This window comes from Acinetobacter sp. 1207_04, from assembly GCF_052850415.1.
The window spans coordinates 112,646-139,577 of the sequence record NZ_VXCQ01000005.1; the positions used below are offsets into that span (position 1 = coordinate 112,646).

Annotated in this window: 28 protein-coding genes; 13 read left to right on the forward strand and 15 right to left on the reverse strand. The window is 36.3% G+C overall.

Features of this window, described 5'->3' with window-relative positions; translation table 11 throughout:
• Positions 1 to 5: 5 nt before the first annotated feature.
• Both murG and gshB read right to left on the reverse strand, forming a co-directional pair.
• A complete protein-coding gene (gene murG / locus FW754_RS06085) occupies positions 6 to 1,103 on the reverse strand; it encodes an undecaprenyldiphospho-muramoylpentapeptide beta-N-acetylglucosaminyltransferase (RefSeq protein ID WP_446324122.1) in 1,098 nt (365 codons plus the stop codon).
• Between the two features lie 291 nt (positions 1,104 to 1,394).
• Positions 1,395 to 2,339 (reverse strand): glutathione synthase, encoded by a 945-nt coding sequence (gene gshB / locus FW754_RS06090; RefSeq protein ID WP_419346189.1) that lies wholly within the window; start codon positions 2,337 to 2,339, stop codon positions 1,395 to 1,397.
• 201 nt (positions 2,340 to 2,540) lie between these two features.
• On the opposite strand from gshB, the gene FW754_RS06095 reads away from it, so the two are divergent.
• Entirely contained in the window at positions 2,541 to 3,968 is a 1,428-nt protein-coding gene (locus FW754_RS06095; protein ID WP_446324123.1) for a hypothetical protein, read from the forward strand.
• 79 nt (positions 3,969 to 4,047) lie between these two features.
• Here the strand turns inward: FW754_RS06095 and FW754_RS06100 are convergent, their stop codons facing one another.
• Positions 4,048 to 4,614 carry a hypothetical protein gene (locus FW754_RS06100; RefSeq protein ID WP_446324124.1) on the reverse strand — a complete coding sequence of 189 codons (567 nt, stop codon included), beginning with the start codon at positions 4,612 to 4,614 and terminating at the stop codon, positions 4,048 to 4,050.
• Between the two features lie 108 nt (positions 4,615 to 4,722).
• On the reverse strand, positions 4,723 to 5,373 hold the full coding sequence (pyrE, locus tag FW754_RS06105; RefSeq protein ID WP_409510686.1) for an orotate phosphoribosyltransferase: 651 nt from the start codon (positions 5,371 to 5,373) through the stop codon (positions 4,723 to 4,725).
• A gap of 40 nt (positions 5,374 to 5,413) precedes the next feature.
• On the opposite strand from pyrE, the gene FW754_RS06110 reads away from it, so the two are divergent.
• Together FW754_RS06110 and FW754_RS06115 are read left to right on the forward strand one after the other, a co-directional pair.
• The gene (locus FW754_RS06110) at positions 5,414 to 6,232 is read left to right on the forward strand and encodes an exodeoxyribonuclease III (RefSeq protein ID WP_409510685.1); all 819 of its coding nucleotides are present in this window, start codon (positions 5,414 to 5,416) and stop codon (positions 6,230 to 6,232) included.
• Between the two features lie 605 nt (positions 6,233 to 6,837).
• The gene (locus FW754_RS06115) at positions 6,838 to 7,185 is read left to right on the forward strand and encodes a Spx/MgsR family RNA polymerase-binding regulatory protein (protein ID WP_446324125.1); all 348 of its coding nucleotides are present in this window, start codon (positions 6,838 to 6,840) and stop codon (positions 7,183 to 7,185) included.
• Positions 7,186 to 7,292: 107 nt separating this feature from the next.
• Here FW754_RS06115 and FW754_RS06120 read toward each other — a convergent pair whose 3' ends face one another.
• Positions 7,293 to 7,724, reverse strand: coding sequence for a DUF2147 domain-containing protein (locus tag FW754_RS06120; protein WP_409510683.1), 432 nt, complete (start codon positions 7,722 to 7,724; stop codon positions 7,293 to 7,295).
• Positions 7,725 to 7,877: 153 nt separating this feature from the next.
• Between FW754_RS06120 and FW754_RS06125 the strand changes: the two genes are divergently transcribed.
• From FW754_RS06125 to FW754_RS06135, 3 genes are all read left to right on the forward strand, one after another.
• Positions 7,878 to 8,792 (forward strand): alpha/beta hydrolase, encoded by a 915-nt coding sequence (locus FW754_RS06125; RefSeq protein WP_409510682.1) that lies wholly within the window; start codon positions 7,878 to 7,880, stop codon positions 8,790 to 8,792.
• Positions 8,793 to 9,175: 383 nt separating this feature from the next.
• On the forward strand, positions 9,176 to 9,784 hold the full coding sequence (locus FW754_RS06130) for a GGDEF domain-containing protein (protein ID WP_409510681.1): 609 nt from the start codon (positions 9,176 to 9,178) through the stop codon (positions 9,782 to 9,784).
• A gap of 197 nt (positions 9,785 to 9,981) precedes the next feature.
• The gene (locus FW754_RS06135) at positions 9,982 to 11,073 is read left to right on the forward strand and encodes a GGDEF domain-containing protein (RefSeq protein WP_446324126.1); all 1,092 of its coding nucleotides are present in this window, start codon (positions 9,982 to 9,984) and stop codon (positions 11,071 to 11,073) included.
• 13 nt (positions 11,074 to 11,086) lie between these two features.
• On the opposite strand, the gene FW754_RS06140 is transcribed toward FW754_RS06135, so the two are convergent.
• From FW754_RS06140 to FW754_RS06155, 4 genes are all read right to left on the reverse strand, one after another.
• Positions 11,087 to 11,728, reverse strand: a complete 642-nt coding sequence (locus tag FW754_RS06140; RefSeq protein WP_446324127.1) for a glutathione S-transferase — start codon at positions 11,726 to 11,728, stop codon at positions 11,087 to 11,089.
• 106 nt (positions 11,729 to 11,834) lie between these two features.
• Positions 11,835 to 12,602 (reverse strand): transporter, encoded by a 768-nt coding sequence (locus FW754_RS06145; protein ID WP_446324128.1) that lies wholly within the window; start codon positions 12,600 to 12,602, stop codon positions 11,835 to 11,837.
• A 19-nt stretch (positions 12,603 to 12,621) separates the two neighbouring features.
• On the reverse strand, positions 12,622 to 13,164 hold the full coding sequence (locus tag FW754_RS06150) for an ankyrin repeat domain-containing protein (RefSeq protein WP_409510677.1): 543 nt from the start codon (positions 13,162 to 13,164) through the stop codon (positions 12,622 to 12,624).
• A 283-nt stretch (positions 13,165 to 13,447) separates the two neighbouring features.
• Positions 13,448 to 13,813: an HPF/RaiA family ribosome-associated protein gene (locus tag FW754_RS06155; RefSeq protein WP_409510676.1), complete on the reverse strand. Its 366-nt coding sequence runs from the start codon at positions 13,811 to 13,813 to the stop codon at positions 13,448 to 13,450.
• Between the two features lie 490 nt (positions 13,814 to 14,303).
• Here FW754_RS06155 and FW754_RS06160 point away from each other — a divergent pair, with 490 nt between their 5' ends.
• The 4 genes from FW754_RS06160 to FW754_RS06175 all read left to right on the forward strand — a co-directional run bounded on the left by FW754_RS06160 (position 14,304) and on the right by FW754_RS06175 (position 17,208).
• Positions 14,304 to 15,041: an outer membrane protein OmpK gene (locus FW754_RS06160; protein WP_446324129.1), complete on the forward strand. Its 738-nt coding sequence runs from the start codon at positions 14,304 to 14,306 to the stop codon at positions 15,039 to 15,041.
• Between the two features lie 111 nt (positions 15,042 to 15,152).
• Positions 15,153 to 15,665 carry an N-acetyltransferase family protein gene (locus FW754_RS06165; protein ID WP_446324130.1) on the forward strand — a complete coding sequence of 171 codons (513 nt, stop codon included), beginning with the start codon at positions 15,153 to 15,155 and terminating at the stop codon, positions 15,663 to 15,665.
• A 28-nt stretch (positions 15,666 to 15,693) separates the two neighbouring features.
• Positions 15,694 to 16,449 (forward strand): hypothetical protein, encoded by a 756-nt coding sequence (locus tag FW754_RS06170; RefSeq protein ID WP_419346203.1) that lies wholly within the window; start codon positions 15,694 to 15,696, stop codon positions 16,447 to 16,449.
• Between the two features lie 60 nt (positions 16,450 to 16,509).
• Positions 16,510 to 17,208, forward strand: coding sequence for a phospholipase D family protein (locus tag FW754_RS06175; RefSeq protein WP_446324131.1), 699 nt, complete (start codon positions 16,510 to 16,512; stop codon positions 17,206 to 17,208).
• Between the two features lie 41 nt (positions 17,209 to 17,249).
• Here the strand turns inward: FW754_RS06175 and parE are convergent, their stop codons facing one another.
• Both parE and FW754_RS06185 read right to left on the reverse strand, forming a co-directional pair.
• On the reverse strand, positions 17,250 to 19,127 hold the full coding sequence (parE, locus tag FW754_RS06180; RefSeq protein WP_446324132.1) for a DNA topoisomerase IV subunit B: 1,878 nt from the start codon (positions 19,125 to 19,127) through the stop codon (positions 17,250 to 17,252).
• Between the two features lie 16 nt (positions 19,128 to 19,143).
• Positions 19,144 to 19,725 (reverse strand): YqiA/YcfP family alpha/beta fold hydrolase, encoded by a 582-nt coding sequence (locus FW754_RS06185; protein WP_446324133.1) that lies wholly within the window; start codon positions 19,723 to 19,725, stop codon positions 19,144 to 19,146.
• A gap of 246 nt (positions 19,726 to 19,971) precedes the next feature.
• On the opposite strand from FW754_RS06185, the gene FW754_RS06190 reads away from it, so the two are divergent.
• A complete protein-coding gene (locus FW754_RS06190; protein WP_409510669.1) occupies positions 19,972 to 21,303 on the forward strand; it encodes a PGAP1-like alpha/beta domain-containing protein in 1,332 nt (443 codons plus the stop codon).
• A gap of 54 nt (positions 21,304 to 21,357) precedes the next feature.
• Here FW754_RS06190 and FW754_RS06195 read toward each other — a convergent pair whose 3' ends face one another.
• Together FW754_RS06195 and gshA are read right to left on the reverse strand one after the other, a co-directional pair.
• Positions 21,358 to 21,858 (reverse strand): disulfide bond formation protein B, encoded by a 501-nt coding sequence (locus tag FW754_RS06195; protein ID WP_409510668.1) that lies wholly within the window; start codon positions 21,856 to 21,858, stop codon positions 21,358 to 21,360.
• A gap of 42 nt (positions 21,859 to 21,900) precedes the next feature.
• Positions 21,901 to 23,478, reverse strand: coding sequence for a glutamate--cysteine ligase (gene gshA, locus FW754_RS06200; RefSeq protein WP_409510667.1), 1,578 nt, complete (start codon positions 23,476 to 23,478; stop codon positions 21,901 to 21,903).
• A 458-nt stretch (positions 23,479 to 23,936) separates the two neighbouring features.
• Between gshA and FW754_RS06205 the strand changes: the two genes are divergently transcribed.
• Positions 23,937 to 24,494 carry a CC0125/CC1285 family lipoprotein gene (locus tag FW754_RS06205; RefSeq protein WP_419346213.1) on the forward strand — a complete coding sequence of 186 codons (558 nt, stop codon included), beginning with the start codon at positions 23,937 to 23,939 and terminating at the stop codon, positions 24,492 to 24,494.
• Between the two features lie 37 nt (positions 24,495 to 24,531).
• Positions 24,532 to 25,839, forward strand: coding sequence for a DUF445 domain-containing protein (locus FW754_RS06210; RefSeq protein ID WP_419346214.1), 1,308 nt, complete (start codon positions 24,532 to 24,534; stop codon positions 25,837 to 25,839).
• A 252-nt stretch (positions 25,840 to 26,091) separates the two neighbouring features.
• Here the strand turns inward: FW754_RS06210 and FW754_RS06215 are convergent, their stop codons facing one another.
• A complete protein-coding gene (locus FW754_RS06215) occupies positions 26,092 to 26,319 on the reverse strand; it encodes a hypothetical protein (protein WP_409510664.1) in 228 nt (75 codons plus the stop codon).
• Positions 26,320 to 26,425: 106 nt separating this feature from the next.
• Positions 26,426 to 26,641, reverse strand: coding sequence for a cold-shock protein (locus FW754_RS06220; protein ID WP_409510663.1), 216 nt, complete (start codon positions 26,639 to 26,641; stop codon positions 26,426 to 26,428).
• Positions 26,642 to 26,932 lie beyond the last annotated feature (291 nt).

The following is a 26,932-nucleotide window of genomic DNA, read 5'->3' on the forward strand; positions in this document are numbered from 1 at the left end:
AAAATTTACAAATCTTGAATTAAACCAACCACACGCTGTGTGGCATCGGGCTGAGCGTGTTGACGGGCTTTTATCGCCATTTCCATCAACAATTGACGATCCATCAGTGGCGTCAGTAAATCTTTTAACGAATCTGGTGTCATACTATTTTGTGGACAAATCTTCGCTGCACCTATTGTTTCAAGGAAGCGTGCATTTGCTGTTTGATGATCATCCACCGCACTTGGCAAAGGAACAAAAACTGCTGCTAAACCTGCTGTTGCTACTTCAGTCACAGTCAATGCACCTGCACGGCAAATAATTAAATCTGCGTCAGCATAAGCTTTCGCCATATCTTCAATAAATGGCTCAACTTGCACATGCATACTTTGCGGTATATCAGCATACAAAGCTTGAGTTGCTTCTTGTTTATTTTGACCACATTGATGAAAAACCTTCAAAGGTACATTGAGCTGTTTCAATGCCAAAGGTACGGTTTCATTTAATGCCTGTGCCCCAAGCGACCCCCCCACAATTAAAACGTGAATAGGTTCACCTACACTCATACGCTCTTTATAGCGAAATGAGGGATTATAAATTGCCGTAATTTCCGAACGTACAGGATTACCTGTAGTTACAATTTTTGGCGCTTCAGCAAATGTATTTGGGAATGCCTGACATACCGTTTTTGCAATACGAGATAATTGAGTATTGGTAAACCCTGCAACCGCATTTTGTTCGTGAATAATCACTGGGATGCCAAGTAAGCGTGCTGCCAAGCCACCAGGTCCTGCAACATAGCCACCAAAACCAGCAACAGCTTCGACATTTAACTGTCTCATATAACGCATCGCACTCAGCGTTGCTTTCATAATTTTAAATGGCGCTACAAGTTTACGGATAACACCATTACCACGTACACCCTGAATATCAATCTGATAAATAGGAATATCATGTTGTTTTAAAAGTCGGTTTTCCATCCCTGTCGGTGTTGCAAGCCAAGACACTTGGCAACCCTGTTGTTGCAATTCTTTTGCAACCGCAAGGGCTGGGAATACATGTCCACCAGTTCCTGCTGCCATCATCATGACGTGTCGAGGTGTGCTTTGCTGAGGTTTGGTCACGGTCTAATTCTTCAATTCAAAAATAAAAAGTACGTACATTTTAGATATACAATTGTAATCACAAAGCACTACGGGGAAAAGTTTATTTACTTTTTTTCACTCAGTGCTTCATTGTTTTTTTCTACTGATTTACGAGTTTAAACCAATTTTATCATTCATCAGTCAAAAAATACTGAAGAAAGTGAGTTTTACATCAACTTCAACAAAAATTCACAGAGCACCTAACACGAGCGCTCTGTGTTCGTTTCATTTTTTACTACAATAAAGACTAAATCAATGAAACATTAAGTCCTAAACTGTTTTACCTGCTTCAAGTACAGCAAATAAATCATCTGCAATAGACGTTCCAAACTGATCATCAATTTCACGAATACACGTTGGACTCGTCACGTTAATTTCAGTGACATACTGACCAATAACATCTAGACCCACAAAAACCAAACCTTTTTCTTTTAAAAATGGTCCAACTTTAGCTGCAATCGCTTTATCATTTTCAGTTAATGGTCGTGCTTCACCCAAACCACCCGCAGCTAAATTACCACGAACTTCACCATTTTGCGGAATTCGTGCCAAGCAATAAGGTACAGCTTCACCATTCACCATCAAAATACGTTTGTCACCGTCGACTATTTCTGGAATATAACGCTGAGCCATTATTGGCTGCGTACCATTTTCAGTTAAAATTTCAATGGTTGAGCCAATATTCACACCATCTTGGTATAAACGGAAAATTCCCATTCCCCCCATACCGTCAAGTGGCTTGACAATAACGTCACCATGCTCTTTTAAAAATTCACGAATTAAACTTTGCTGTGAAGTAACCAATGTTGGTACTTGTAAATCGGGAAATTGGGTTGCAAATATTTTTTCATTACAATCACGTAGGCTTTGTGGTTTGTTAATAATCCACGCACCTTCTCGTTCCGCTTGTTCTAAAATATACGTGGTGTACACAAAGTTCATATCAAATGGTGGGTCTTTACGCATTAACACCACATCATATGTCGCAAGAGATTCTTTCTTTTGCTCACCCAATTCATAGTAGTGATTGTAATCTTCAAACACTTTGAGTGGTGAAATCAGACCAAAAGCTTTGCCCTGATCAATATATAAATCCTGTTGTAATGCATAACCTAACTCATGCCCACGACGTGATGCTGCCCACAGCATTGCCATCGTTGAGTCTTTTTTTAGGTTTACATTTTCGATGGGATCCATCACCACAAGTACACGCATACAATTGCTCTTATAAAATTTTGGCTTCCTTGGAGTATAGCCGAGATCAAATACAAAGTTTTCTGCTTTTTTTAGATACTTATCATAGATTCAATATAAAATTGTGTCTTTAAAAATTAATACAAAATATCGCATTATTCTGTTCAGTTCTTAGCCACTACTGTATTTTAAATAACTATAAATTATACTAGTGTTAAATCTATGAAAAATAATAAACAAAACTTTCAAACTGGGGTGCTCGTTGGTGTATTAAGTAGCTTTGCAATCGTTGGTTTAGGCTTTCTGGGGCAAAATGCTTATATGCAATATCAAATACATCAAGTTTTGGGGCATATCTCACAACAGCAAAAAAAATTTGCTGATCAAGTAAATCAACAGTATTTATCTAACAACAACGGACAACTCATTCAATTACTTCGGAAATCCTCAGACATTCAAAATACAATTATCCCTAACTTGCAAACTCAAGATGGTGTGAATTTTCAATTCAATCAATTGCAACTGATCGTTGACTTAAAAAACAATAGTAAAATTCCAGAAAAATTGGCGCAGCACAAAATTTACTATCAACCGCAATCATTAGATGGGCGAACAATTACTTCATGGCAATGTTTTTCAGATCTAACAGACAATATTCGACCAAAATATTGTCTCTATAGTGAAAAAGCACCTGATAATTCTAATCTTTTACGCCAAGCTATACTTGCAAACACATCCGAATATCGACGAGATCATACAAGATCAACACATACACCACCTATTGAAAATGATTGCACAAAATTTAAAACCAAACTTCCGCAACAATTTGATGTATTCGCCACAGGTGCATATTCAGGACGTGAATCCAATTATCAAATTGATAACAGCGGTCACCAAGCCAATGAAATGGATATACAAGTTCAACATACCCGCCCAATTCTACTTATTTTAGGTGCGTATGAACCCACTATTTGGAATATAAAATGGGAAGCGAATACACATATTGTAGGTGTTATCGCAACGGGATATCACACCCAAAAAGTCATTGGATTACCTAAATCTATTCCTGTATTAGAAACGACTTCTGAAAACTCACAGTGCGGTTATAGTTATGTTTCTAGTGACAATACCTCAGAAATCAACCAATTATCACAGAAAATTTTACAGCGTGATATTCAAGCCGTTGTCATTGCACAAAATGGACGAGCAACAATTGGAAATATCAACTCAAATGCACAACTGCAATTTTCCCAAGATCGCACAATGAAAGATGTGATTGATCGGAATGCTCCTTTAGCAGGGCAAGCAGGCATACAAGATGCAATTGCAAAAGGTCTACTCAGACCTGCAACTCGAGCAGATATTGACGCATGGAAAGCAGCCAATAATCGTGCGAAAAACATTCATACACCGCCAGTCGTTGGAGGTACATCCTCTTCTGGCACAGGTATGGAATATGTACATTTTGACCGTGCTTATGTGGTCTTAAAAGAAATGACGATGCCCGCAGGTTTATATGGAGCTCACTCGGTTACGATTTTTGTACCTGAAGGCGTACCACGACCTCAAGGCAATCCGGGACATTCAACCATTTATGAAATCAAATCGGGGAGTTGTTATGGTTCTAGTCCTGATTGCTTAAGACACTAATTTTTATAAATATTGATAGATTATTTTTAGATTGTTTCTCAATTCTTTAAAGAGCATTGAGAAACAGGATTATTACATTTTACAAATTATTTTTTTTATTTTTTTCAATAACTAAATCTTTTTTTGCATCATCTTTATTATTTCTAATCACATATTCATCAGCACTTTGTGGATCGGGTGGTAGGTTTAATTTAATTCGGCAACCACATTCAGTCTCAGATTTTTGAAATACTGTAATTTCAGCCTGTAAAGAAATGGGGCGACCAATAAAAAAATCAGTCTGAGCTAAATTCAAACACAGTTTTTCTGCATACTTTGGCTCTAGTTCACCGACTTTATGATCGTGGATACGCACTTGCACCACATAAGTTTGATTTTGTCGTGCCTCTTCACGCTGAACAAGTGCAGTTATATAAATCACTTCTTGATTAAATTTTAGCATCAATTCGTTTTGTAATTTTCGCTGAGCAATATAGCCCAAAGGTACCACAACACTAAATGGCAACAATGGATCAAGCTGATAGGGATACATTTGAAAATACATATCGCGTTCAATTTGATAACGCCCCCATCTACGTTGATCACTTTGGCGAATCACTAGAAAGCCAACAATCACGCAGATGATTATTAAAAGCAACCACAACATCTCAATCCGCTTCCCAATAAACTCAAATCCAAAATTTGTGCTAAAAATAAGGAGCGCATTGCTCCTTAAATTATAGAATGACTATTACATCGTTAGAAATCATTAATATTAGATACCGTATTTCACACGATAAGCTTCCATTTTTGCCAAAGCTTCTTGATCGCCTTTCGTATCTAAGAATGTCATCAAATCACGCATAGTAATCAGTGCATGTACAGGAATTTCTAACTCTTGCTGAACTTCCTGAATTGCAGACAATGTACCTTGACCTTTTTCTTGACGGTCAAGCGCAACTAATACACCTGCAATACTTGCACCCGCATTTTTCAAGATAGTAACCACTTCACGAATAGCTGTACCTGCAGTAATCACATCATCAATGATCCACACTTTTTTGCCTTCAACAGAAGCTCCAACCAAGACACCACCCTCACCATGATCTTTGGCTTCTTTACGGTTAAAGCCCCAAGGCACACTTTGACCATGCACTTGCGATAATGCCACAGCAGTTGCAGCAACAAATGGAATGCCTTTATACGCTGGGCCAAAAATCACTTCAACATTATTACACTGAGTGAGTTTATCGGCATAGCCCTGAGCTAATAATGATAATGCTTCACCGTCATTGAGTAAGCCTGCATTAAAAAAATAAGGACTCACACGACCCGATTTTAAAGTAAACTCACCAAATTTAAGCACACCACGTGATAATGCGAGTTCGATAAAAGCTTGTGGATCAAATTGAGCTTGCGAGGTCATGAGGTGCTCCAAAATTCATACAGAAAGGTTATGACTGCGCATGATACCAAAGAGTAGCTATCCAAGTGATCAAAAAATTTTAAGAGTTGTCTCAATTAATGTAAATGGTTTACGTGCATCTGTGACCAAAGGCTTACTTGAATGGCTTGAACAGTCCGATGCCGATGTGGTTTGCATGCAAGAAAGTCGCATTACCCACGCACAATGGACAGATAAATTTAAACCTGAAGGTTGGTATACGCATCTTTTTCCTGCTGAAAAAGCGGGTTACGCAGGTACAGCCATTTATAGTCGCCTTCCCTTTGTATCGATTACCGATGGCTTAGGTTTTGAACTTGCAGATAGCCAAGGACGTTTTATTTCAGCTGAGTTTGATCTTGGACTCGATCAACCTGTCCATATTTGCTCACTGTATTTGCCTTCAGGTTCTTCAGGCGATGAAGCGCAAGCACGTAAAGATCGTTTCCTTGAAGAATATTCAAAAATATTGAAACAATGGCGTGATGAAAATAAGTCTGTGATTATTTGTGGCGATTACAACATCGTACATAAACGTATTGATATTAAAAACTGGTCAGGTAACCAAAAAGCATCGGGCTGTTTACCACATGAACGTGCATGGCTCGATCATATTTATGATGAATTAGGCTATGTCGATACCTTCCGTGAAGTGCGTAAAGAAGCTGAAGTGTACTCATGGTGGTCAAACCGAGGGCAAGCTCGTGCGAAAAATGTTGGTTGGCGGATTGACTATCAAGCCTGTTCACCTGATTGGAAAGAGCGCACAGTCAATGCTTGGGTCTATAAGGAACAATGGTTTAGCGATCATGCCCCCGTCATTATTGACTATAAAATCTAAATTTAATTTTTTTCAATAAACCATATTGAGTGAACAACCGTTTACTCAATATGCGTAAATATCTCACATCGCTTGACGAAGTTGTGGATGTTTTTTCTACATAATAAACGGCATTATTGCTTCACGGCAAAGGGATGTGATCAGGATGATCAAATAGGGATAGGAAGCCGTAGGATGGATAGAAAATAGTTACGCAAGTGAATATTTTCCAAGGACGAAACAATGGACGTTGTATTGAGACCCGCATGATCAGGATGATTAAATGCGGGTTTTCTCTTTTATAGTCTTTAATTTTTTTATTTTCAATTAATATTTCCATTATTATTTATTAGAGTAAGACAAAACTTATTTTTATTATCATCAAAATCAAATAAAGCCCTGTCCACAACAACCAATTTTTATTATGAAGTTTTTTATCGTTAGATTATTATCACAATAATCTAACGAGCTATGTTCTTTTATCATTCTTATGCTTTATTGATTACATAATGCCAAATTTTCCTTACAGTTTTATGACTGCCTCAAATTTTTATTCAAACATCATTCATGCGTAAATTGACTGCTTTTGTTATGCTATTTTGCAGATTAAAGAATGGATCAACCTGATGTTAAAAATTTATGGTATCAAAAATTGTAGCTCTATGAAAAAAGCCTTTGACCTACTCACAGAACTCGGTATTGCATACGATTTTCATGATTATAAAAAGCAAGGTATTGATGCTGAAACGGTAAAAACTTGGCTCGATCAGGTTGGACAGGACATCATCTTAAATAAAAAAGGCACAACTTGGAAAAAACTAACCGAAGCAGAGCAACAACATGCACTTTCTAGTGAAACAAATTTGATTGAAACGCTGACAACGCATACAAGTATGATCAAACGACCGATTATTGAAAGCGATGACCAATATATTGTGGGCTTTAATGAGGATGCGATTCGTATATTGAAATAAATCCCCTGCTAAAAACTTCAAAATTTATTGATTAAAAAAGCCTGAATACATCAGGCTTTTTTAAAAATCTCTAAAGTAAAATTTTTTAATCAAATACTTAGATGTGTTTATTGCGCACGAATCCAAGTTTGATTACGACCTAAAGCCGATACACCAATATAACCGCGTAGATTCAATTTATTCCCCGCAAGCTCACCTTTTAGCTTGTAGGTTTTACCATTTTTAGGATCTAAAATAGATCCGCCTTCATAGCTTGTACCACCGACATTTTTAAGATTATGAACAATGGTCACGCCTTTGAGAGATTTGTTTTTATACGTCCCTTCACACTTCGTACAAGCATTTTCTTCACCTGGTGTCACTATGCTTTGGATCGTTGCAGAAAGGGTGCCGTTTTTCTGTTCTGTAAATTTTACAATAGCTTTTGGTTTGCCTGTTGCATCATCAATGGTTTTCCATACAGTTCCATTGAGTGGGTCTGCAGCATTAGCAAAAGTAGCAGTTGCGAGTAATCCTAACGTGAGTGCGATTTTTTTCATTTTTTTCATTTCCCTAGTCATATTTGACCTATATATTATTAAAAACTCAAAACAAATATGCAATTTTTCAATGTGACTATTTAGTGTAGCCTTGTAAATATTAGCCAATATTTCTTCATAAACAACTGCTAATTTAAAAAAAATGGACAAAATATGAAGTTTAATCCTGCTTTGAAACAATATCTTACAGAGAGCATTTTAAAGACAAGTTTTAAAATGCCTAGTCGTCTCAATATCCCACCCACTGCAGTGCGTTTTGCATTGGAACAACTCACTCGAGTTTTCCCCCAACATAAAGATGTAAAAATTCGTTCTTTACGCCTCGCAGGTATTCCTGCTGAAGAAATTAAACCACAAAAAAGTGCCACTCAATTGATCTTTCATATTCATGGTGGAGCATTTTTTGTCGGCTCACTCAAAACGCATCGGGCATTTTTATCTGAAATTGCGGTACGTACTCAAATGCAGGTGCTGCATCTTGACTACCCACTTGCACCTGAACATCAGTATCCTGAAGCGAGTGAAGCTGTTTATGATGCTTATCTACAACTTTTATCACAAGGTATTTTACCCAAAGATATTATTATTTCAGGCGATTCTTGTGGTGCAAATTTAGCACTTGCCTTAGCACTAAAACTGAAAAATGAAGATCCTGAATTGTTACCTTCGGGTCTGATTCTCATGTCTCCTTTTTTAGATTTAACATTGACAAGTGAGTCTTTACGTTACAATCAAAAACATGATGCTTTACTGTCAATCGAAGCCCTTGAGACAGGTATAGAATTTTATGTGCCCAAAGGCATGGATAAATCCCAACCTGAACTTTCACCTATTTTTGGTGATTTTGAAGGCTTACCTCCAACACTCGTTCAAATTGGTTCTAAAGAAATTTTACTCGATGATGCAAATCGCTTTGAAACCAAAGCCAAAGCAGCCAAAGTTGATGTAACATTAAAACTGTATACAGGCATGTGGCATAACTTCCAAATGTTTAGCCCATGGTTTGATGAAGCTAAAACTTCTTTAGCAGATATTGCAACTTTTGCGCATCGACTAGATCAAGATTAATACAAATATATATTATGAGCTTAAATCAAATTTAGGCTCAAATTTTAAATTTTGGACGTTAAATTTACTTACAATTTTAAGTTTTAAATTAACAATCTATAGTTTATATTTAAAAATAATAACAAATTAATAAATACCAATACTTTACGATATAGTCTTTCCCAAAAATAGGAATGTGACAAGATTAGTTATTCATCCAAATTATTAGAGCGCTTACTCTGATTATTTTTGTAAATAGTGTGATAAAATTCACTAATTTATAATTATTAATGAGTTAATTCAACAAATTAACGAATAAGTATGTTTGATCTTTATTATTTAAAAGCGTATATTTTCGTCAATGAGCAATAAAAATACATAAATAATCGGAGGAGAAATTTGCTATGCGAAATAAAATTTATTCCGAAAGACGTCGCAAATTACATACATTTTTTAAAAATGTGATTAAAAATTCGTTTATAAACGGATGGATTAATAACAACCAAACAATGGCAGATGATACGATTACAGACCCTTTAACAGGTCTATATAATCAATTTGGTATCAATTCATACTTAAAAGAATTACATCCACAAATTGGAATTAGCTATGCAATTGTGCTACTCAATGTCGATAACTATAAAGACATTCAAGCACAATATGGAATTAAAGCTGCTGAAGTCGCATTGATTTCAACTGCAAGTATTATTTCCGATAATTTGCGTGAAACCGACTTAATTGGTCGTTATGGCGAGCATGAGTTTATTCTTATTCTGAGCAATATTACCCTTGAATATGCAAACAGCGTTGCACGCCGAATTGCGGAAAATGTACAAAGTAAATTACTCAAAGTAAAAACTCAATCTATATTATTACAGGCAAGCTGTGGTATTTCTGTTTCTGAACAAGATGCTTATAGTGATGCCATTTTACAACAAGCAGATCAGGCACTTTTTGCAGCGAAATCGAATGGTATTAACCAAATTCGTGATCACAGTACTATTGCAAGCTAAGACCTAAAATAGAAATTGTTTACCGAAATAATTTCTATTTTATATTGTAATTTTTTATAGATCTGGATGCCCTATTATTAGTAGAACATCATTCCATATCTTCAGAGCATACCGCTCAACATACACATATGAATCTTGGAAAACAGACAAAAAAACTTCGCTTTGTTCTTAATAAAATATTACATAATAATATCATTATGAATTGGAGCAATCTCAATAAGTGCATCTTGATTTTAAGTCTTGCATGTACGATGCATTTGCTTTGGCTATTGTGGAAAATTTTTATTTTATTGACCCCTTCACTTTGGCATTGGGTCGATATGAGTTTATTGAAATTTCAAATTTATCTCAATCTTGCTAGTTTTTTTTTATTATTGTTTTTAATTTTGCCATGCTGGTTATTCCAAGGTAAACAATGGGCTGAAACAGCTCTTCCCTATGCCATTCTCAATATTTTTGTTGCCGTGATCATGCGTGATGGCTATCTGATTGGATTATTTAGTCCAGCGACCGTGATCGCATTTATTTGTATATCTGGTTTGGGGCTAATTCTATTTGAACACCGCTTTGTCTATTTCCCTCTAATTTTTGCTTGTATTGTATATATTATTCTCAGCTATCTGACGCTAACTCATGATTTACCTTATTCGCCTTTATTTACACCTGAACTTCTTTCACCCACTTTAAATATATTTTGGGTCAGTAGCATGGCTTATTTTGTAATACCAATCGCATTTGCTAGCTTAATCCTTTGCGAAATTCTACTTTTTCAATGGCGTCATCGTGAGTCTTTAATTAAAACCCTCAGCCAAACAGATCCATTGACCACTCTGTTTAACCGTCGCCATTTCAATGAACAATTAAAAAGAGTTCAAGCAGTTGCACACAACTATGCCATTATTCTACTCGACCTTGATCATTTTAAAACCATCAATGACCAATATGGACATAGCGTGGGTGACAATGCTTTAAAACAAGTTGCTCAATGCCTAAAATCTCATTTACCTGAACAAGATCTTGTTGCTCGTTTTGGTGGTGAAGAGTTTATTTTTTCTTTACAAAATATTACGCTAGAACAAACACATGCGATTGCTGAACACTGTCGTCTCGCCATTTCATATTTGCGCATTCCTGTATCAGCCGATAAATTTATTTCACTCACAGCAAGTTTCGGGCTAGCAATGTCAAACCCAACACAATGCATTGATTCTGTTATTCATTCAGCAGATAAAGCGCTATATATTGCAAAACAAAAAGGCCGTAATCAGGTACACATTTATCAAAGCTGATATTCATATTCATTTAAATAGAAGTTAGCTCAAGCTTTGCTTCAGCAATCCACTGAGCTATAGCAGGAACTTGTATTATTTTGTTCATATAAGCTTGGCTTTTTTGATTGGTGGGTAACCCATAACTTATTACCCTCATTACTACAGGTGCAAAAAAAGCATCGGCAATACTAAATTTACCAAATAAAAAATCTCCTGTTTGCTCATGTAGTTCCCAGATCTGTTCTACTCGCTGTAAATCATTTCGAAGGTCTGCATGCTGTTGCCATAGTTGTTGCCCAAGTTCTTTTAAATTGGCATGAATATTCATGGGACAATAAGAACGTAATGCACTAAACCCACTATGCATTTCTGCACAAAGTGAACGTGCCCTTGCACGCTCTAGAGTATCTTGTGGCCACAAAAGCTTTTGTGGAAATTGTTCAGCAAGAAACTCACAAATTGCAAATGAATCCCAAATCGAAAAATCATTAATCACTAAAATAGGTACTTTGCCAACAGGATTCATAGATTGAATGGTTTGCTTAAATATCCCATCAGCTAAACCATCTAACTGGACTAAATGTTCTGTAAATTCAATGTCAAAATGGCGACAGACCAACCATGCTCTCATTGACCAACTTGAATATTTTTTATTTCCAATCCATAAATCCATGACAACCTCTTTTTATATTCGTTTTCAGTTTAATCAAATTTACAGTGCATAAAAAAGAGTGGCGAACCACTCTCTCATATTATTATATGGTCAATAGCTTATGATCTTAGAACAAGAACGAAATCCCTAAACCACCATTATAAGCTTTGTCACGACCTTCCAAATCAATACCAATGCTCGCATCGAGTTGCGTACGGTCATTTAATGCATAAATTAAACCTGTACCCAAAGCATACTCATAAGGCTGGCTTTCAATTTTACGGTAAACAAATTCTGAGTAACCTGATAAATTTCCTACAATTTTATAGCCAACAGTTGGAATTGCAGTCACGCCCCACTCACCATCTTGAACTTGATAATTCATCGTTAAGCTTGTAGTCAGTAAGTCGTTATATTGGTAGTCTAAAGCTGTTCCGATGCTATAAATATCATCTTCTGCAGTAAATCCTTCGTTACCTGTTGCAATTTGTGCTTGCGCTAAAATTGCCATAGATAATTTATCATCATCTAGATCAATTGCTTTTTTCAAACCAATACTGACATCGCCTAAACCTGAATCATCAAATTTATCGCCCTTGTATTTGACTTGAGTCCACGCAGGACCTTGCCAACCAAGTTGTAATTCTAAACCTGATGCCAAACCTGTACGAAGTAACGTATCACCGTTTAAAGACAGTGTTTTTTGCTTAGCGCCATCAACAGTAGACTCGGTATAGTTTACGCTTGGTAAACCTTGCTCCCAAGCCACTTGTCCTACAGGTGTAATACCTGTACCAAAACCGCTTCCTGGACGATCAAATGAAAAGTCCGCAGCCATACTTCCCATACTCACAGTAGAAGCAAGGATTAAAGTCAATTTTTGCATTGTTATCATGTTATTACTCAGGGCTCTATTAATTCAATTCTTTTGACATCTTCGCACCACGACTACGCAGTAACTCAAGTGTTTCTTTTTCTTCAGGTAATGCTTGTGACCAATCAATTTGATCAAAATCTTGATCAAAGAATAGATCACTAATCGATGTTAAAATAGTTTTACCTTCTTCATCACGGGTATTTGGATTAACCTGATGATCAAGTAAGCGTAATACCGCAGGTGTACATGCTGCACTTGCTGCATCCCAAAGCGGACCATAGCTTTCTTCAGCATCCCACAAATGTAGATTCGCTTTTGCCAGAATAAGTGCATCCAAAATATCAAGATGTACTTGTAAAGTCTGTTGTTTTTGTTCAGCCGTCAATTCTTGACCTGCTTCATAGGCTTCACAAATAGCTTCCCACCATTTAAATAAACCATCTGACCATACTGACACAGCAGGACCTTTTTCAGGATCAATAAAGTTTGGATCAAGACCGTCTGCGAGCAGACGCTGAACCTGTGCAAGATCTAATTCTTCCAAGGCTTGTAAAAAAACTTGCTGCTGCGCATTTAACATATTGATCACTCTTTCTATCTGAATAAACATTATGCCGAATTCTTGTCAACTTTATCTAGGGTCTGATGAAAATTTATACTAATAATGTATTTTTTATCTATTCAACTTAACGATATTGAAATCAACTAACATTTTTTAATTCTAACTCATTATAAAAATATCTAAGCCATTCTAAAATTAAAGATTTAAATAAAGAAAAATTATGTATTATTTTTCAATTTTTTTAAAAATTCACGCATAAAAAAAGCCCCGAAGGGCTTTTTTGTATTATTTAAATGTCGATCTATGCTTCATCAAGATCAGCATCGACATCAGCAAGCTCAAGCTTACCTCCACGAATATTTTCTTTTTTCTCAAGTACATGCTCAAGACTACGTTTTACTCGTTCAATTGCACCGTGCAGTGAAGTATCAATATTTTTACCGTTATGGGTAACAACGACAGGTTTTAAACCAGCAGCTTTCACTTCAATCATGCTACGGATGTCATCATCTCCGCCCTTGTCACCATTTTCATCGCTAATATGTACTGAAATTTGCGTAATACGCTCAGTATGACGCTGAAATTCATTATTCAACTCATCTCGCACATAAGTAATTAAACGATCACTATTTTGAATATTTTTATCGGTACGGATTTCAATGTTCATAAATTATCATCCTCTTTCTTTAATTGAGAGTTATAGAATTTGCACAAAATTTTATATTTTGGGCTCAATTTTAGCTTGCTGTTCCATATCAGCTTGATCATCTTCAATGTACTGGAATATACCTCCACAATTGATCGGATGAACACCTTTGAGTCTGCAGATTCGTGTTCTTATGTCTTCAATATCAAGCCTTATTGGAAAATATGCAAGTACATTTTTCAATTATTTATGAAAACAATATGAAACTTGACAACTTGTTACACTTGAATTCATCTGATTGTTTTTTATTAATTTTAAAATAATTTTTTTTGATCAAAAGTCATCCAAATATTATTTTAAAATGTCTTTTGCTCTGTCTTTTAATCAATTGCTACAATTTTACATTAAAGACAGCATTTACATTATTCTTCAACGTCTGATCAGTTTTAACTTTATTTTTGCTTAATAATCTGTATCCTTAAGGCGCTTTCTTGGGGGAGAGATTAATCACATGAAACTGACTCAACTTGCAACAATTTGTGCCTTAGCAACAACTGCGACATTCACTCAAGCTGCGCCTATTTGGCAAGACTTCAGCTTAACTGGACTTTATGGTGAAAACTATGAAGTTGTCGATGAGCAACAAACAACGCTGACCGTTGAATATGCTGCAAAAGTAAAATATGCAGATGTATTCTTCTTTATGGATCGTATGCGTGGCGGTGATGACAATAAACTGACTTATTTCGAGTTATCTCCTCGTTTAAGCCTTGGTGAAGTGTCTGGAATGAAATTTTCTGCTGGTCCTGTTAAAGATGTATTAATTTCAACTACATGGGAAAGTAACCAAGACGATTTTGGTAACGATTTTGACAACTTCCTTTATGGCGTTGGTTTTGATCTTGCTATTCCTTACACACAATTTGCAAGTGTAAACTTTTACCGCGCGAATAATGACATCCAAAAAGATGACTATCAAATGACCATCACTTACGGTGTGCCATTTAAACTAGGATCAGAAGATTTCCTAGTTGATGGTTTCCTAGATTGGTCAACTGCTGAAAAAGATGATGTTCCTCATGCAAGCGAACTCAACTGGACAACTCAGTGGAAATGGAATGCAGGTAAACACATTTCTCCAGATACACGTTTATACTTAGGTATTGAACATTCTGTGTGGAATAACAAATTCGGCATTAAAGGCAAAGACGAAAATAATGTCAGCGCTTTAGTTAAATATCACTTCTAATTCGATATTTAACAATGTTTTTGAAAAGCAAGACTATGGTCTTGCTTTTTTATTGCCTGATCAATCAGATGATCTACAATAAAATATAAATAAGCTACCATGCCGTCTTTTATGAATTTAATCATCCGCCCCGCTCAGCTACACGATATTCCATATATTATGCAAATCTACAATGCTGAAATTGAGCATGGTGTTGCAACATGGAATAATCAACCAAAATCATTAGAAGAATATCAGCAATGGTTTCAGTATTTACAGGAAGCAGAGTTTCCACTATTTGTCGCAGAAGAAACAGAAACTCAAGTCATTTCAGGCTATGCTGAATATTCCAGTTTTAGAAATTTTAATGGTTATGATCAAACCGTTGAGCATGCTGTCTATATTGATCCGAAATTTACACGTTTGGGCTTAGGCAAAGCATTAATGAGTAAATTGATTGAACATGCTACCGCTCATCACAAGCATGTTATGGTTGCAGCAATTGATTCAGAAAATATAAGTTCCATTCAGCTCCATGGAAAATTAGGCTTTAAACAATCGGGTTTTATGCCCGAAGTTGGGGAAAAATTTGGAAAATGGCGTGACTTAGTGTTAATGCAATTAAATTTAGATGAATCTCATTAAATCAGAAATATATTTTAGGATTAGCATCATGATAAAAACAATTTTTTCAGGATCGCTTTGCGCTTTAGGATTAATCGCAATGACCTCCACTCATGCAGAGCTCTCTTATGAACAAGAGTTACAACAAGGCTGTGCCAAATTAAAACAATATGCCAATAATGGAAAAAAACTCTATGATCAAAAACAATATAAAAAAGCATTAGAGCAATTTAAAAATCAAGCATCTTGGTCTCAATTCTGTATGCTGAATGCTGATGATACTACAGTCAAAGTTAGCGATCGTGATGTTGCAATCGCCTATAATAATGTTGGTTTAACTTATGCCAAAATGAATCAGCCTTTATGGGCACGAGCATGGTATTTACTCAATATTCGAGATGAAATAGAACCTCAAAGTACCCGTTTTAATTTACAACAACTACCAAAGCCAAAACCATCGACAGACTTATCAGGGCAATATGTGCGTTATGCTGGTTTTGGTGAGTGGAATTACCTTACTGTCAAAAATAATAAAACTTCTTATCAAATTGAATTTGATGGCTTATATATGGGCATTCGCAGTCTGGTTTATGGACCAAATATGGGAGAATTTGATATCACAATGCCACTTTCTAAAAAACAAGCCGTTTACCGTTATGAAGATTGTAAAATTGATTTAAATTTTAAAAGTGATACTACTTCTGGAAACTCAATTAAAGTTACACAAAGTGATGGCAATTCAGGCTGTGGTTTTGGACACAATGTATATGCAGATGGTATTTATTTTAAAGTTGAAAACAATTAAGAATTTGATATTTATATGTTTTAATGCATATATAAATATTTGAAATAATTTGGTGGGTTAATGGCTAAATTCCTGAATACGAGCGCAACAAATTTCTTTTTAGAAGAACTGATTAAAAATGCAAAAGAACGTCTTATTTTAATCAGCCCATATCTCAGACTCAATGATCGGATCAAAGAATTATTAGAAGATAAAAATCGTCTGAAAATTGATATTCGTATTATTTATGGTAAAAGTGATTTACACCCAGATGAAATTAAATGGATGCAAAAGTTAGAATATATCCGTATCAGTTTTTGCAAAAACTTACATGCTAAATGCTATTTAAATGAACAAAGCTGTATTATTTCTAGCCTTAACTTATACGAATTTAGCCAAGTCAATAACAATGAAATGGGAATTTTAATTCAAAAAGATGATGATTTTGATGTTTATAAAGATGCTTATGAAGAAGCTCAACGTATTATTCGTATTAGCGATGAAGTTAGAATCTCACTTGATGAAGTCAATATAGAAAATACAAATGAAACTATTGTAGAAGCCAATGAAAGTTCTAACAAATTAACTTCATCTAAATTAGCAGCAAAACATAAACTTAAAACGGCAGAACTTCTAGAAAAATTTGTAGAAAAGGGCTTGTTGACCTTAAATGAAAATGGAAAACACTTTTTGACGGAGCAAGGCAAAGCTATAGGCGCTGAATTTAAAACAAGCCAATATGGTGGCTACTTCCTATGGATTGAAAATATGGAAATTTAATCATAAAAAATCCCCGATCATCGGGGATTTTTTATGAACAATCAAACAACTAAATCAGCCAAATTACCTTTCTGTTCAAGCCATTCTTTTCGGTCACTCGCACGTTTCTTTGCCAAAAGCTTATCTAATAGACCTGTTGTGAACTGCGTATCATCCAAATCTAACTGTACCAAACGGCGGGTATTTGGATCTAAAGTCGTTTCACGTAATTGACTGGCATTCATCTCACCCAAACCTTTAAATCGGGTAATTTGTGGATTTTTTGATTTTACTTTTTTCAAAATAGACTCAAGTTCACTATCATCTAAAGCATAGTAGACATCTTTAGCATCATCTATACGATACAACGGCGGCATTGCAACATATAGGTGTCCTTCTTCCACCAAAGTTGGAAAATGCTTCACAAACAAAGCACAAAGCAATGTCGCAATATGTAAACCATCTGAGTCCGCATCGGCAAGAATACAGACTTTGCCATAACGTAATTCTGACAGATCATCACTGCCCGGATCGACACCGATGGCTATGGCAATATTATGAACTTCTTGAGATGCCAGTACTTCATCGGAAGAGACTTCCCAAGTATTCAAAATTTTCCCACGAATTGGCATGATCGCTTGGAAATTTTTATCTCGGGCTTGCTTAGCTGAACCACCAGCAGAATCACCCTCTACAATAAATAATTCAGATTCTTCAAGCGTATGCCCAACGCAATCTGATAATTTTCCAGGTAAAGTTGGACCTGCAACAATTTTTTTACGCTCAACTTTTTTTGCGGCTTTTAAACGGCGACCTGCTTTAGCAATCATCATTTCAGCAAGTTGCATGGCAACGTCTGAGTTTTGATTGAGCCATAAAGCAAAAGCATCTTTGGCAATATTGAGCATAATATTCGATGCTTCACGGCTTGAAAGACGTTCTTTGGTTTGCCCTGAAAATTGTGGTTCTTGAAACTTGAGTGACAAAATATAATTTACGCCATCCCACACATCTTCCGCAGAGAGTTTCATATTACGTGGCAACAAGTTACGCAGTTCACAAAACTCACGCATTGCATCAGTCATACCTGAACGCAAGCCATTCACATGGGTACCGCCTTGTGCGGTTGGAATAAGGTTCACATAACTTTCTTGAACCTGTTCACCACCCTCAGCATTCCAACAAATAGCAAATTCAGCATTCGCACGCTCACCTTCACCTGTAGCAACATAAGCAGGATCAGGCACAATTTCCCGATCTTCCAGTTCATCCATCAAATAGTCGACAAGACCATTCTCAAATTGCCACTCTATTGTTTCACTATTAATTTCATCAATAAACGTAATTTTTAAACCTGCAGCTAAGACAGCTTTGGCTTTTAAATTATGTTTCAGTGCTTTTAAGGCAAATTTCGGTGAATCAAAATATTTTTCTTCTGGCCAAAAACGGACAGTTGTTCCTGTAGCACGTTTAGGTGCTTTACCTTCTAAAACTTCGAGTGGTGCAACAGGTTCACCATGCTCAAATACCATTTTATAAAGGTTACCTTGACGCTGTACTTCAACTTCCACACGATCTGACAAAGCATTGACCACAGAAATCCCGACACCATGTAAACCACCTGAAAATTGGTAATTATCTGTGCTGAATTTACCGCCTGCATGTAGTTTAGTCAGAATAATTTCAATACCACTTTGACCATATTCAGGATGAATATCGACTGGCATACCACGACCATTGTCTTCTACGGACAATGAACCATCTTTATAGACTTTTACTGTAATTTTATTGGCGTGACCTGCAAGTGCCTCATCGACAGCATTATCAATCACTTCTTGCGCCAAATGGTTTGGACGAGTGGTATCGGTATACATCCCTGGACGACGTCGAACAGGATCTAAACCAGATAAAACCTCAAGAGATTGGGCTGTATAAGACACGTTAATATTTTTCCTTTTATTTTACGGAGTAGGATAAAAATTCCAACAGCATTGGAATTTTATCTGCAAAATTTTCCATCGCATGATTGCCATGCATTTCTGTCATGGTCATTGATGTATGAGATGTTGCACTATAATACCTTTCAGCATCGCGATAATCCAAAATTTCATCGCCTTGTTGCAACAAAACCAAGAGTTTGTCTGCATCCTGAACAAATGGTACGGCTAACTGCTCAAGGTCATCAAGTTGTTGCTGATCAAGTATCCAATTTTCACTGACCTTATAAGGTAACTGCGAACCAATATGCTCCTGAAACAAAAGCCATGGTCGCATAGCAGGATTAATCAAAACAGCAGGTACACTATGCTTCGCGACCAATTGTGTCGCATAGAATCCACCTAAGCTACTTCCGACCAATACCACATCATCCAATTGCCTAATCAAATCAGATATTGTTTCTATGACTTGCAATGGAGGCATATTTAAATCAGGTAGATGTACTGTATACGATGTATAAAGTGTACAGTAGTCTTTTAGTTGTTGTCCTTTGATCGATAACGCGCTACTTTGAAAACCATGTAAATAGAGAATATTCATATCTAAAAAATTTGCTTTTGTTTAATAAACGCTCTAATTATTAGTGTGACCAAAATCACATTTTTGTTTTAATTTGTATGTATGACTAAATTGTCCGACAAAAAATTAAAACTTTAACGTAATCATCAGTATTTTAGAGATGTTCAGGATGAACACGTTAATACAATGATTTGAGGATTTATACCTTGATCCTCATCAAAAAGAAAGCATTGGAATGCGTATTAAGATAATTGAGGATAATGGCATATGACTAGTTTAACACCACTGCACGAAACCTATTGTAAATGGGATCGTTCTCCGCCAAGTCAGGCAGATGTATTGGAGGGTTTAGCACAGTTGCTAAGCGCACCTGTCAGTAGTGTTGCACAAGATCTAATTCGCTCTATCCAGCGTGAAGTTTTATTGAGCCTATTTGGACTAAGTAAACAAAAAGCTAAACGTTTTCAAAATTCTCCTATCGTCGAAAAAATTTATACGCTCGGATTTAATAGTCTGCAAACTTATAGCAATCATTTGCTTGCGCCAGCTTTGCGTAAAATCATTGAGCAGTTTCCTAATCTGCATGAAAAACCACTGACCTACACGCTGAACTTTTTAATCAGTGTTTTAAATGGTGTATTGGGAGATTACTTACTTGCCACACATAACCCACTTGCGATTACGAGTAATTTATACGATCACTATGGTGCTTTACAGCAAGGAGATTTAGCTGGTCGTGTGGTGATTTTTTCACATGGCTTATGTATGAATCATCAGGATTGGACAAGTCGTGGTAATGGTGGCATAGGTGAAAAACTATTGGCTCAACGTGATAACAACACCATGTTGTATTTACACTACAATACAGGTCGACGTATTTCAGCCAATGGTCGTTCTCTTGCCAATATACTCGAAGATTTAGTGAAACGTAATCCACGCATTACAAGTATTGACCTAATTGGACATAGTATGGGGGGACTAGTCTCACGTAGTGCTTTGTTTTACGGCAAGCAAAATATGCATCAATGGTTACATATGGTTGAAAATTTAGTCTGTCTTGGTTCACCCCATCATGGTGCAGTATTAGAACGTTTTGGTTTTGCGCTACAAGATAAAGTAGGACGTTTCCCTTTGATTAAATTGATTAGTCACATTGTCAATATTCGCAGTAACGGTATTTTAGATTTACGTTATGGTAGTGTGCGTGATGATGATTGGGAACATAACGCTGCACGTATTGGTCAGGTTGATGATAATCGCAAACCCGCACCGCTTCCTTCACATATCAATACTTTCTTGGTTGCAGGAACACTTGAGTTTGAAAATCGTAAAAATCGCACGCTTAAAGTGATTGGTGATTATTTGGTGAGTGTAAAAAGTGCTTTAGGTGAACATCCAAATCCACGCTATCAACTAAAACTACCTGAATCGCATAAAGCTGTATTTTATGGTTTGAATCATTTTGAAATTCAATTTCACGCTGAAGTTGCAGAGCAAGTTGCAAAATGGTTTTATCCGCACCATGACGAAATTGCAGAAGAACAAATCCGTAAATACTTAATCCAACTTGAAAATCTACAAGGTATTGTAGAAACCTAAAAATAAGAAAAGCCCGTTTCAACGGGCTTTTCTTGAATCAAATTTACAAGAAAATTAAGCAGGATATTTTCTAACTAGTTGCCACAAACTCACCAAAATCAAAACAGCAAAAAATGCAAATGACCATACAGGTAATGACTGACCTAAGAAGGTCCAATCAACCATCGCACATTCGCCTGAGCCTTTGAGTACATTTTCAAAGACTGACTTCAATGGCAAAGTATCAACCCAATAATCCAAACCTGGACCACAGCTAGGCACTTGATCAGCTGGTAAGTTTTGCAGCCAAACATGACGTGCGGCTACACCTGTCGACCATCCAATCGCAAGCGTACCTAAAAAAGCATAACCACGTTTCAATCCTGTAGATTTTGGATTATGTAGAAATGCAATTAGCGAAATCAACCCAAGCCCAATTAAGCCAATACGCTGGAACACACAAAGTGGACAAGGCTCAAGTCCCTGAAAGTGTTCGAGATACAGCGCAAAAGCCATGCCTACAACGCTAGCAATAAATAAAAAACCACTGACAACACGATAACTACGCCACTGCATGGCTATTCCTCTTATTTTTTATTTCAATACATCATTTAACGTTTATCTAAATTGTTTCAAATAATGTTCAAAACTTACTGTTGTATCTTGCTCAAGTTGTTGTTGCTTGTCTTTAGATGACACTGCAAGCTGTTCAAAATACGTTAAAAGTTCATCACTTAATACATGTTCTTGGTAATTTTTTACATGTGTTAAAGCCATAAAACTACCAAAACTCCATGTACCACCATGTTTCAATGTATCTGCAATCACTTGAGCAGATAGAGTTTTTTCGACATGATTAATACGTGTTTTCATCAACTGCATTGAATTACTGTAGATGTCCGTTGCGTAGGTTTGATTGAGTAAATCAGCCAAAGGTAACATTGCCGTTATATGTAAATTCAACCAATCTACTAGCAAATACTCAGCATTCGGCTCCAAAATTTTAGCATTCGGCGCTCGACCACGGTTGACCACTTCTGCCTGATTTTGATCAATCAAATCTTGTTCACTTTCAGGTAAATCAGGACTATCTTTGAGTAAACAATACAGCGCTATCACTTCTAAGAATGCTGCGGTATCTTCATTAATCCCAATATCACTATACGGATTGACATCAACCGCACGTAATTCGACATAAGCTATACCACGGTTTGCCAAAGCTTGTGATGGGGTCTCACCTGCCTCAGGTATCTGTTTTGGTCGAACTAAACTGTAATATTCGTTTTCAATTTGTAAAACGTGATCATTGATCTGAATCGGTTCGCCATTGGCATCGTCTAAACCTAAACGACTAAAAGGTGGGTAAGGCGTATAAACTGCTTTTTGTAAATCCGCCACATAATCTTTTAAATTATTATAATGAATACCCAATTGTTTCTGCGCTGAGTTTTGATAACCAAATCGCCCCATACGGAGTGCCGTTGCATACGGTAAATATAATGTACCTTTAATCAAAGGCAATAACTGATGCTCACGCCCTGTCATAAAACACTTACAAACAGATGGACTCGCCCCAATCAAATAGGTGACAAGTGGTGTTAAGCGGATAAAGTTACGTACTAATCCCAAATAACGATGACTACGATAATCCTGCAAACTCAAAGCTTTTAAGCGGTCATCTACTTCATGTTGTTGTAATGCTTCAAACACTTCATTCGGAAATGAAATATTGTAATGTACGCCTGAAATGGTCTGCATACGGCGACCATAACGCACACCTAAACCACGACGATAAAGTGTTTTAAATTTACCAATATTAGATGAACCATACTGTGCTAGACGAATATTTTCTTCTTCGTCATCAAGCATACATGGCATGGACAATGGCCATAGTTTTTCATCTTCAAGTAAATGACGATTCACCACCGCATGAATATCTTTTAAAAAATTCAATGCTTCAGGAATATTTGCTTTAGGTGGTGTAATAAATTCCATTAAAGCTTCAGAATAATCTGTCGTAATATGCGGATGAGTCAATGCTGAACCCAATGTCTCAGGATGATTGGTCTGAGATAAAAAGCCGTTGCCTTGCATACGCAGACTTTCACGCTCGATACCACGCAGCATGCCTTTAAATAGTGCAGCATCTGCCCAAGTCGGTAAAATGGCTTGAGTGTTGGCTTCTGGTTGACTCATTGCTTACTCTCTTATCTTAAAGAACATTTTCAAATCAAATGATTCAACTGCATTATATCGTGTTTTTACGATACAAAATCATGACAATAATAAATTCAGGTTGAATATTCTTAATCCATTACGGCAATTATTTATCACAAAGTCTACCGATAAGACATCTGAAATTTGTGATTTGCTTTATAAATGATGACAAAACAAGATCTAATTCAAAATTATGAGTATTCATTGATCTTTTATTTATGCTGAAATATTGAAATTAAGGCATCAAGCTTGCGATATAAGCACGATGATAAGTTACTGATTTAACAAAAATCAGCTTGAAATTTAGACTAAATCTATCATTTTAGAATGTAGGGCAGTCTAAAATCGAATTGTTTCTAAAACACCGTAAAAGCTTGATCATTCAAGCAGTACATCATCTCCCCATCATCCATCCACTTTTTTAAGAGGAACGAGATATGAAAAAAACACTAATCGGTCTAACGCTCATGACCGTTCTAACACTATCAGGCTGTGCGACAACACTCAGTAAGCCTCGTACATTTGATCAATTGGGACAGTACACTACAGTTCCCCTAAATGATCACAGTTATCGAGTCAGCTTTCAGGGCAACAGCAATATGAGCTTTGGTACAGCAGAAGAAATTACGCTATTAAAATCTGCTCAAGTCGCCCTGCTCAATGGTTTTAATTATTTCAAAGTACAAGATGATCCAAGTAACCGCAGCCAACAACCACCACGTAAAGCTGTGGTTTACCCAACGCCAAGCTATTATCCTTATGGATGGGGTTACCGTCGTCCGTATTGGAATGATCCATTTTATGACATGCCTCAAGTTGTCACACTTGATCCAGTACAAGTAGCATATACCATTGATTGTTTTAAAGATAAAAAATCTGCCCCTGATGATGCTTTTGATGCTCGTCTGATTTTACAATCTTTAGGACAAAAATATGGACTTAGTCCGACAGGACAGGTCATACAACCTGAACCAACTACGGTAACATCGAAGTAGACATAATTAATTTCAAAACAACGATACAGGACGATCAATGAGCGGAACTGAAACTACAGATATCCCGAGCCTAAACCGCAGTAAACGCCTTGCAACCATTGCGCTGATTGTGGCTGTATTGGTTTGGATTGCGTTAATCATTTCCGCCAAACTTCTCCCTGAATATATATGGCTCATTCATATTTTCATGCTCGGTGCAGAAGCGGGTGTGGTTGGTGGCCTTGCCGATTGGTATGCTATTACCGTTCTGTTTCGTAATCCTTTCGGGAAAATTCCAATTCCGAGGTTTTTACGTGATCACACCGAAATTATTCCACGTAACAAAGCCCGTATTGCCGAATCGATGGGTAAGTTTGTACAAGAAAATTTTCTCTCTCCACAAGTGGTCGAAAGAAGTCTAAATAATACTGACTTGAGTCTTGCTATCGGGAAATGGCTCGCTAATCCGAAAAACAACACTCAAATTGTTGATGTTATTCAACAAACAGTACCGAAAATTTTTGAATTTATTGGTCAAGAACAAATTGGTCGTTTTATTCAAAACAACAGTGTGCAATGGATTCGTAATACGCGTGTCAATCATCTTGCAAGTGAAATGTTACGTGCTGTTTTAGAAAATGATTTTCACCAAGATGTATTACAGCGTGGACTTGATGTTGCCCACGAATGGATGATGAATCACCCTGAGAAAACTCGTGAATTGACTCAAAAGCTATTTAAAGAACTTGGCGTTTCTCGCCTTGCTAAAGGTGCAAGTTGGATTGGGATTGATGTTGAGCAACGTACCATTGATTCTTTACTTACCAAAGTCGAGTCAATGCTTGCTGACCCTGAGCATCCAATGCGCCAGCACATTGAAGATATTGCCAATGAACTCAAAAACCAGCTTGCAGATTACAACAGCCCTGCAAGCCTACGGTTAAACGAAACAAAAAATGCACTTTTGGACAGTGAGTCTGTACTAAATTTTATGACAGGTGCTGTCGTCATCTTATGTGATGGTATTAAGTCCGATTTAGAAAAATCTGATTCAGGCATTGCTATGAATTTGCGTGTTGCTATACAGCAAGTGGGTGAAAATCTGTTGCTCAATCAATCTGTTCGCGACCTGCTCAATGACCGTATGAGCGGTATTGCAATCAATTTAAGTGATCAATATAGCGAAAAAGTCATTCGTTTTATTAGTGAGCGTATTCACGAATGGGACTCTCGTGAAATGATTGATAAAATTGAAAATGAAGTCGGTGGTGACTTACACATGATTCGTGTCAATGGTGTGGTTGTTGGCGCATTTATTGGTTTAACGCTCGGTGTGATTCGCGCCATTATTGATTTTGTAATTTAAGTAAAAATCCTTTCCATCTAACATAAACTGATAATTCATTGCTAAACTGAAATACATTAAAAAGCTCATTCTTGCAATAATGAGCTTTAGATGTAAACTTATGATTCAAAATGAAATATGGATTTTAAAATACTAAAATTTGATTTCACATCAAATGTTTATACAGATATTAGGCAGCATCATTTTGATTTTTCAATCAAGAATAATGGATGATGTATTTTAAATTTACGTTAAATCTTTTTATGATTGAACTTAAATGACTTTTTGATCTAATTTAAACAATTGATTTAAAGATGTATAAAATGTGCGACCATCTAAATTGAGGTCTACTTCAATTCCTGACTGCAAAAGAATTCTTTTGCCTACTTCAACTTCTTTTGAACCTTGACGTGTATTTTGCATTTTATTTAAGGGAATTAAAGAAACGATTATTTCCGTACCATTTTTAGATTTTGCAACTAAACTATTTTTTTCTAACAACGTATATCCTATTTTTTAATGCCTTTCCAACATGGAAATGGCTTGAACATTAAATTCCAGACGATAAAAAAGCACTAAAAAGTGCTTTTTTAAAGCATCTTACAACTTATACTGCAACGATGTTTACAGCATTTGGACCTTTAGGACCTTGAGTAATGCTGAATTCAACTTGTTGGCCTTCAGCCAAAGTTTTGAAACCTGAGCTAGCGATTTCGCTGAAATGAGCAAAAACGTCTGGACCTGATTCTTGTTGAATAAAACCGAAACCTTTAGTTTCGTTGAACCACTTAACAGTACCTTTAACAACAGTTGCATTTGACATAGTAAAATCCTACTAATTTTTAATAAATTTAGCCGTTTAACGGGCTAGTTATAACTTTGAAAATAATAAAGCATGAACTTAAAATCTAAAAAACGAAGGATTATAAACTAAAACTGCGATACTAAAGAAGATTTACCGAAACAAGACTTTTTTTTCTAGTCGAGAAGTATTATACCAAAAAAAACCAAATAATCAAGCAAACCATGAGCTATATTATCTTTTGAATCCAACTTACTCACAAAAACTATTGATATATAAGTAAATTTAAATATTTACATTGTTGAAAAAATA

Bases quoted from the DNA above. Each gene is read 5' to 3' on its own strand.
- FW754_RS06135 (WP_446324126.1), top strand. From the start codon at position 9,982: ATGAATTGGAGCAATCTCAATAAGTGCATCTTGATTTTAAGTCTTGCA.
- FW754_RS06150 (WP_409510677.1), bottom strand. From the start codon at position 13,164: ATGTTAAATGCGCAGCAGCAAGTTTTTTTACAAGCCTTGGAAGAATTA.
- FW754_RS06220 (WP_409510663.1), bottom strand. From the start codon at position 26,641: ATGTCAAATGCAACTGTTGTTAAAGGTACTGTTAAGTGGTTCAACGAA.
- FW754_RS06195 (WP_409510668.1), bottom strand. From the start codon at position 21,858: ATGCAGTGGCGTAGTTATCGTGTTGTCAGTGGTTTTTTATTTATTGCT.
- FW754_RS06160 (WP_446324129.1), top strand. From the start codon at position 14,304: ATGAAACTGACTCAACTTGCAACAATTTGTGCCTTAGCAACAACTGCG.
- FW754_RS06210 (WP_419346214.1), top strand. From the start codon at position 24,532: ATGAGCGGAACTGAAACTACAGATATCCCGAGCCTAAACCGCAGTAAA.
- FW754_RS06115 (WP_446324125.1), top strand. From the start codon at position 6,838: ATGTTAAAAATTTATGGTATCAAAAATTGTAGCTCTATGAAAAAAGCC.
- FW754_RS06125 (WP_409510682.1), top strand. From the start codon at position 7,878: ATGAAGTTTAATCCTGCTTTGAAACAATATCTTACAGAGAGCATTTTA.
- FW754_RS06170 (WP_419346203.1), top strand. From the start codon at position 15,694: ATGATAAAAACAATTTTTTCAGGATCGCTTTGCGCTTTAGGATTAATC.
- FW754_RS06140 (WP_446324127.1), bottom strand. From the start codon at position 11,728: ATGGATTTATGGATTGGAAATAAAAAATATTCAAGTTGGTCAATGAGA.
- FW754_RS06175 (WP_446324131.1), top strand. From the start codon at position 16,510: ATGGCTAAATTCCTGAATACGAGCGCAACAAATTTCTTTTTAGAAGAA.
- FW754_RS06110 (WP_409510685.1), top strand. From the start codon at position 5,414: ATGATACCAAAGAGTAGCTATCCAAGTGATCAAAAAATTTTAAGAGTT.
- FW754_RS06190 (WP_409510669.1), top strand. From the start codon at position 19,972: ATGACTAGTTTAACACCACTGCACGAAACCTATTGTAAATGGGATCGT.
- FW754_RS06185 (WP_446324133.1), bottom strand. From the start codon at position 19,725: ATGAATATTCTCTATTTACATGGTTTTCAAAGTAGCGCGTTATCGATC.
- FW754_RS06120 (WP_409510683.1), bottom strand. From the start codon at position 7,724: ATGAAAAAAATCGCACTCACGTTAGGATTACTCGCAACTGCTACTTTT.
- FW754_RS06095 (WP_446324123.1), top strand. From the start codon at position 2,541: ATGAAAAATAATAAACAAAACTTTCAAACTGGGGTGCTCGTTGGTGTA.
- FW754_RS06165 (WP_446324130.1), top strand. From the start codon at position 15,153: ATGAATTTAATCATCCGCCCCGCTCAGCTACACGATATTCCATATATT.
- FW754_RS06145 (WP_446324128.1), bottom strand. From the start codon at position 12,602: ATGATAACAATGCAAAAATTGACTTTAATCCTTGCTTCTACTGTGAGT.
- FW754_RS06100 (WP_446324124.1), bottom strand. From the start codon at position 4,614: ATGTTGTGGTTGCTTTTAATAATCATCTGCGTGATTGTTGGCTTTCTA.
- gshA (WP_409510667.1), bottom strand. From the start codon at position 23,478: ATGAGTCAACCAGAAGCCAACACTCAAGCCATTTTACCGACTTGGGCA.
- FW754_RS06155 (WP_409510676.1), bottom strand. From the start codon at position 13,813: ATGAACATTGAAATCCGTACCGATAAAAATATTCAAAATAGTGATCGT.
- FW754_RS06205 (WP_419346213.1), top strand. From the start codon at position 23,937: ATGAAAAAAACACTAATCGGTCTAACGCTCATGACCGTTCTAACACTA.
- pyrE (WP_409510686.1), bottom strand. From the start codon at position 5,373: ATGACCTCGCAAGCTCAATTTGATCCACAAGCTTTTATCGAACTCGCA.
- FW754_RS06130 (WP_409510681.1), top strand. From the start codon at position 9,176: ATGCGAAATAAAATTTATTCCGAAAGACGTCGCAAATTACATACATTT.
- gshB (WP_419346189.1), bottom strand. From the start codon at position 2,339: ATGCGTGTACTTGTGGTGATGGATCCCATCGAAAATGTAAACCTAAAA.